The sequence below is a fragment of the Nocardiopsis sp. NPDC055824 genome, assembly GCF_053616335.1.
This window is the reverse complement of the sequence record NZ_JBSHDN010000281.1, coordinates 1-6407: the sequence shown is the minus strand read 5'-3', so window position 1 is coordinate 6407 and position 6407 is coordinate 1. Positions and strand designations below refer to the sequence as shown.

5 protein-coding genes are annotated in these 6407 nt (G+C 72.5%); 2 read left to right on the top strand and 3 right to left on the bottom strand.

All coding sequences use genetic code 11. The annotated features are described in order from the left end of the window. Positions 1-93: 93 nt before the first annotated feature. Genes ACWGL3_RS30135 through ACWGL3_RS30125 form a run of 3 tightly spaced genes read right to left on the bottom strand, consistent with a single transcriptional unit; the run spans position 94 to position 2823 of the window. Positions 94-900, bottom strand: a complete 807-nt coding sequence (locus tag ACWGL3_RS30135; RefSeq protein ID WP_267948359.1) for an amino acid ABC transporter ATP-binding protein — start codon at positions 898-900, stop codon at positions 94-96. Further along, positions 900-1862, bottom strand: a complete 963-nt coding sequence (locus ACWGL3_RS30130) for an amino acid ABC transporter permease (protein ID WP_267948360.1) — start codon at positions 1860-1862, stop codon at positions 900-902. Before ACWGL3_RS30130 ends, ACWGL3_RS30135 begins: the two co-directional genes overlap by 1 nt. A 43-nt stretch (positions 1863-1905) precedes the next feature. Continuing rightward, positions 1906-2823 carry an ABC transporter substrate-binding protein gene (locus ACWGL3_RS30125; RefSeq protein WP_267948361.1) on the bottom strand — a complete coding sequence of 306 codons (918 nt, stop codon included), beginning with the start codon at positions 2821-2823 and terminating at the stop codon, positions 1906-1908. Positions 2824-3213: 390 nt separating this feature from the next. On the opposite strand from ACWGL3_RS30125, the gene ACWGL3_RS30120 reads away from it, so the two are divergent. Beyond that, entirely contained in the window at positions 3214-4407 is a 1194-nt protein-coding gene (locus ACWGL3_RS30120; RefSeq protein ID WP_267948362.1) for an NAD(P)-dependent malic enzyme, read from the top strand. A gap of 399 nt (positions 4408-4806) precedes the next feature. After that, positions 4807-6354 carry a serine hydrolase domain-containing protein gene (locus ACWGL3_RS30115; RefSeq protein WP_267948363.1) on the top strand — a complete coding sequence of 516 codons (1548 nt, stop codon included), beginning with the start codon at positions 4807-4809 and terminating at the stop codon, positions 6352-6354. Positions 6355-6407 lie beyond the last annotated feature (53 nt).

Below are 6407 nucleotides of genomic sequence, written 5' to 3'. Positions count from 1 at the left end.
CTCCGGCCCCGGGGGGGCCCCGCCGGGGCCGGGGCCGAAAGCCGGGGGCCCCCCGCCCGGGGGGGGGGGGGCGCCCGGGGAAGGAGACCGACTCTAGAGCACCTTGGACAGGAAGGCCCGGGTGCGCTCGTGCCTGGGGGAGGAGAGCACCTCGGAGGGCACCCCGGACTCCACCACGAGGCCGTCGTCCATGAACACCAGGGAGTCGCCGACCTCGCGGGCGAACCCCATCTCGTGGGTGACGACCACCATGGTCATGCCTCCCCGGGCCAGGTCGCGCATGACGTCCAGGACCTCGCCGACCAGCTCCGGGTCGAGCGCGCTGGTGGGCTCGTCGAACAGCATGAGGGCCGGTTCCATGGCCAGCGCGCGGGCGATCGCCACGCGCTGCTGCTGGCCGCCGGAGAGCTGGTCCGGGTAGGCGTCCGCCTTGTCCGGCAGGCCCACGCGCTCCAGGAGCTCCAGGGCCTTGGCGGTGGCCTCCGCGCGCGGGACCTTCTTGACCTGCACCGGGGCCTCGATGATGTTGCCGACGACGCTCAGGTGCGGGAACAGGTTGAACCGCTGGAAGACCATCCCGATGTCGCTGCGCTGGGCGGCGATCTCGTTGTCGCGGAGTTCGTACAGGCGGCCGCGCTTCTGCCGGTAGCCCATGAGCTCCCCGTTGACCCACAGCCGTCCGGCGGAGAGCTTCTCCAGGTGGTTGACGCACCGGAGGAACGTCGACTTCCCCGACCCCGAGGGGCCGATGATGCACATGACCTCACCGCGCCTGACCTGGAGGTCGATGCCCTTGAGGACCTCCAGCCGCCCGAAGCTCTTGTGCACGTTGTCGGCCACCACGAGCGCGTCGGCGGGCAGCTCGGCGCCCTCGGCCGTCTCGATTACCTGCTCGCCCATCAGTGAGCCCCTCCGACGATGCGGCCGCGGATACCGCCGTACTGCCCCGGATTGAACCTGCGCTCGATGAAGTACTGGCCGACCATCAGCACGCTGGTGATGGTGAGGTACCACAGGCAGGCGGCGACCAGCATCGGGAAGATCTGGTAGGTCCGGGATCCGATGGCCTGGAGCTGGTAGAACAGCTCGATGGTGACCGGCACGTACGCCAGCAGCGCCGTGTCCTTGAGCATGGCGATGGTCTCGTTGCCCGTGGGCGGGATGACGACCCGCATGGCCTGCGGCAGGGTGATCCGCCGCATGATCCTGCCGCGGCCCATGCCGAGGGCCTGCGCGGCCTCGGTCTGCCCCTTGTCGACGGACTGGAGCCCGGCCCGGATGATCTCGGCCATGTAGGCGCCCTCGGAGAGCGACAGGGCGAGCAGGCCCGCCACGTAGCCGCTCAGGAGGGTGCGGGTGTCGATCTCGAAGAAGCGGGCGTCGCCCTCCAGCCCGAGCCACGGCATCCAGTAGTTGTCGAACGGCAGGCCGATGGCGATCGTGGTGTACAGGATGGCGATGTTGCCGAAGAGCACCGCCAGTACCAGGCGGGGCACACCGCGGAAGAACCAGGTGTACAGCCACGAGACCGCCATCAGGACGGGGTTCCCGGAGAGCCGCATCACCGCGAGGACGATGCCCAGGACGATGCCGATGAGCATCGAGAGCACGGTGGCGCTGATGGTGACCCACACGCCGCGGACCACCGGGTCCGAGAACATGTGCTCCAGCATGAACGGCCAGTTGAACGCGTCGTTCGTGAACAGCATGTGCACGAACATGGCGGCGAGAACCAGGATCACCGCCGCGGCGACCCACCGCTCCGGGTAGCGGACGGGGACGGCGGTGACGGGCTCGGTGGAGCGGCCCGGGGTCGGATTCGGCGACCCCGGACCGCTCACCGGTTCGGTCGGTGAGGACACAGGTCAGTCTTTCGCTCGGTGGATGTCTGTGGGGGTTGTGCCCCTACAGCTCGGGGTTCACCTCGGCGGTCTCCAGGACACCGGCCTCGACGCCCCACTCGCCCAGGATCTCGGTGTAGGTGCCGTCCTCGATGATGGCGTTGAAGGCCGCGGCGACGGCCTCGGCGAGCTCCGTGTCCTCCTTGTGGGTGAGGACGCCGTACGGGGCGGCGTCGTACTGCTCCCCGATGAGCTCCAGGACGCCCTCGCCGGTCTGCTCCAGCGCGTAGACGGCGGTGGGCATGTCGGCCAGGGACGCGTCGTTGACCCCGGAGACGACGGTCTCGGTCGCGAGCGGCTGGTTCTCGAACTTCTGGATGGTGATGGCCTCTTCGCCGGCCTCGACGCAGGCCTCGCTGCGCGCCTCGATGTCGGCGTCGTGGGTGGTGTCGGACTGGACCGCGATGCGCATGCCGCAGGCGTTGTCGGGGTCGACGTCCTGCGGGTTGCCGGTCTGGGCGAACCACTGGGTGCCCGAGGAGAAGTAGCTGATCATGTTGACCTGCTCCATGCGCTCCTCGGTGACGGTGAACGAGGACGAGCCCAGGTCGTAGGTCCCGGTGTCGACGCCGATGACGATGGAGTCGAAGGCGGTCGGCACCCACTCGGCCTCCAGGCCGAGCTTGCCGAGGGCCGCGGTGACCAGGTCCACGTTGAAGCCGAGGGCCGTCTCGCCGTCCTCGTCCAGGTACTCCCCGGGCGGGTAGGAGGCCTCGACGCCGATCGTGACGGAACCGGCCTCGGCGATGTCCGCGGGCACCAGCGCGGCGAGCTCCTCGTCGACCTCGACGGCGGGGGCCTCGGGCGTCGCGGTCTCCTCCGAGGCGCCGCCGTCCCCGCCGCACGCGGTCAGGGCCAGGACGCCGGCGACGGACAGGGCGCCCAGGGTGAGAGGCGCGGAGTGGGGCTTGAGCAGAGCCATCGTGGGGTCTCCTTCAGAGCACGGAGTGCCTGGTCGGAGGCGGGTTCGTGGCCCCACCGCCCGAGCCAAAACGACTATTGAGATCATTGTGCGACAAAAGCTGATAAGTCGGTGCCGTCCTATCGTGCCGACCCGCGATTTTCCTGTGGTCACCGTTGTGAGAGGATTGCGTAACGGGTCATCCCCGTGAGAGGCGACCGCGCAGTACTCGCATAAGAGTCCGGCGAAGAACGACTCACCCCCGGCGACACCACCGGTCATGGCCGACCGGCACCGGAGGAGAGCTCCCCTGGCACCTTCACTTCTTCGCGCGCGGTTCGCACCACTGCCAAGGTCCGCCCCCGTCATGGCCGACGGCCGGGTGGACACGCACACCGAGGGGTTTGAGTAGTGACGACCGTTTCGCGTACCCAAGACCAGCATTCCCACCTCGACGAGGACCCGGCCTTCGCGCTGCACCGCGGTGGCAAGCTCCACATCTCCTCCTCCGTCGACGTCCACGACCACGAGGGGCTGTCCCTCGCCTACACCCCCGGCGTCGCCCGCGTCTGCGACGCCATCGCCGAGACCCCCGAGCTCGTCGAGACCTACACCTGGAAGAGCAACCTGGTCGCCGTCGTCACCGACGGCACCGCGGTGCTGGGCCTGGGCGACATCGGCCCCGAGGCCTCCCTGCCCGTCATGGAGGGCAAGTCGCTGCTGTTCAAGCAGTTCGGCGACGTCGACTCCGTGCCGATCGCCCTGGGCTGCACCGGCGTCGACGAGATCGTCGAGACCGTGGTCCGGATGGCCCCGTCCTTCGGCGGGATCAACCTGGAGGACATCGCGGCCCCCCGCTGCTTCGAGATCGAGCGCCGGCTCCGCGAGCGCCTCGACATCCCCGTCTTCCACGACGACCAGCACGGCACGGCGATCGTCACGGTCGCCGCGCTGCACAACGCCGCGCGCCTGACCGGCCGCACCCTCGCCGACCTGCGCGTCGTCGTCTCCGGGGCGGGCTCCGCCGGGGTCGCCGTCACCAAGATGCTCATCGACGGCGGGATCGGCGACATCGCCGTCGCGGACTCCAAGGGCATGATCCACGACGGCCGGGAGGACCTGAACCCGGTCAAGCAGGAGCTGGCCGGGATCAGCAACCGGGCCGGGCTGCGCGGCTCCATCGAGAGCGCGCTCGCCGGCGCCGACGTGTTCATCGGCCTGTCCTCCGGGGAGGTCCCGGAGTCGGTCGTGGCCACCATGGCCGACGACGCGATCATCTTCGCGATGGCCAACCCCAAGCCCGAGGTGCACCCCGACGTCGCCCGCAAGTACGCGAGCGTCGTCGCCACCGGGCGCAGCGACTTCCCGAACCAGATCAACAACGTGCTGGCCTTCCCCGGCGTGTTCCGGGGGGCGTTCGACGCCCGCGCCACGGACATCACCGAGAACATGAAGCTGGCCGCGGCCGAGGCGCTCGCCGGGCTCGTCGGCGACGACCTGGCCGCCGACTACGTCATCCCCAGCCCCTTCGACCCGCGGGTGGTCCCCGCGGTCTCCGCCGCGGTCGCCGCCCAGGCCCGCGAGGACGGGGTCGTCCGCGCGTAGGACCGGCGCACCGTTCCGCGACCGCGGGGCGGAGGCGCCGGTCGGACGCGGCCGCGGGACGCACCACGCGGGACCGCGGTGAGACGACGGGGCCCCGGCGCGCACGCGCCGGGGCCCCGTTCCCGTGTGCGGGGGCCCGGGACCCGTACACGGGAACGGGGCGGCCGGTGGCGTCGAGTCGCCTCGGAGGACCCTGCACGGGCCCGGCCCCGAGGTCCCGGCGGGCGCAGCCCGTCCCTCCCCTGTGCGCGGACGGCCCCGGCGCCTCCGGGGGTGGGGCCGGCCCCACCCCGGAACCGGGGGAGGGGCGTAGGGCGGCGCCGGGGGCCGCGGCCGTAGGTTCTTCCAGGTCACCCGCGCCACCGAGGGCGCGGACCCGAGCGAGGAGCCCCGCCGCCGATGAACGACCCCGACCCCGCCCCCCACAGGCGCCGCCCCCGCGGGCGGTGGGCGGTGACGGCGCTGCCCGCCGCTCTCGCCGTCCTCGCCGCGGTCTGCGCGGTGACGGCAGCGCCGCGCCCCTACGAGCTCGGACCGCGGTCCGGCGGGGACACGGAGCTGGCCGCACAGGTCCGGGACGGGATCACCGATCCCACCGGCTACCACGGGTTGGCGGTCGCCGTCGTCGAACCGGACGGGTACGGCGCGCTCCGCGTGCGCACGGCGGAGCTGGGCGGTGCCGGGACCGGCGGCGATCCGGTGGGCCGACGGACCTTGTTCGGGTCCGCCTCGGTCGCCAAGGTCCTCCCCGGGATGCTGCTCGCCGACATGGTCGACCGCGGCGAACTCACCCCGGACACGCGCGTCGGCGACCTCCTGGACGGCCTCGACTTCGCCGACCCGGTCCTGTCGGGGGTCACGGTGGAGGAGCTGGCGACGCACACGGCGGGGCTGAGCAGGGAGGAGACCAGTCTGCCCCAGACCCTGTGGCAGTTCGCCGCCAAGCACCACCCCGAGCCCCCCGGCTCCGTCGAGGAGTTCCTGGAGGACGTCGCCGGGCGGGCGAGGGTCGACCCGGGGCTCCGGGGGACCAACCACTACTCCAACACCGGCGTCGACCTGCTGGGGCACGCCCTCGCGGCCCGCGCGGGGACCGACTACGCGGACCTGGTCCGGGAGAGGATCCTGGAGCCCCTGGACATGGACGACAGCGCGGTCTGGACCGACGGGGCCGGGCCGGGGTTCGGTGTGCACGACGCCGACCGCGGGCGACCCCTCGTCCCGGACCGCGCCGAGGCCAACAGCCCCTCCGGCGGGCTGGTCACGACCGCGTACGACCTCGGCCTGCTCCTGGCCGCGGTGATGGACGGCTCGGCCCCGGGCGCCGGGGCGGTGCTGCCTGTCGCCCCCGGCGACGTCGAACGGCGCGAACAGGGCCTCGGCTGGTACGTGGAGACGCTGGGAGGCGTGCCGATCACCGGCCACGGCGGCAACGCCACGACCAACGGCCACACGGCGTGGATCGGCTACGCCGGCGGCCGGGGCGCCGTCGTCCTGTCCGACACGCACCGGTTCAGCGAGGACATCGGCATCAGGTTGCTCGGGGTCGAGGAGTCCAGCCCGGACAACGCGGCGGGGGAGCGGCTCTACGGAGCGGCCACCGCCCTTCTCGCGCTCGTGCCGGGCCTCCTCGCCCTGGGGTTCGCCGCCCGGCGCCGACCGGGGGTCCTGTGGCGCCGCCCCACCGACCGGCTGGGCCTGCTCGCCCACGGGCTCGCCGGGGCGGCGCTGCTCGAGTACGCGCGCCTCGCCGGGTTCTGGCACCTGGTGTCCCCGTGGGCATGGGTTGCGGGGGTGTTCCTCCTGGCGGCGTCCCTGGCGGTGGGCGCGTACCGGTGGCCGGAGCTCCCGACCGCGCGGGGGGCCCGGCGGTGGGCGCGGTGGGTGCTGGTGCTCCCCGTCGCCGCGGCGGGCACGGCCCTTCTGGCGGCCCTGGCCTCCCTCTGACCCCGCCGGGGCGGGGGGACACGAGAGGGCCCGGCAGGCGCGCCCCCGCGACG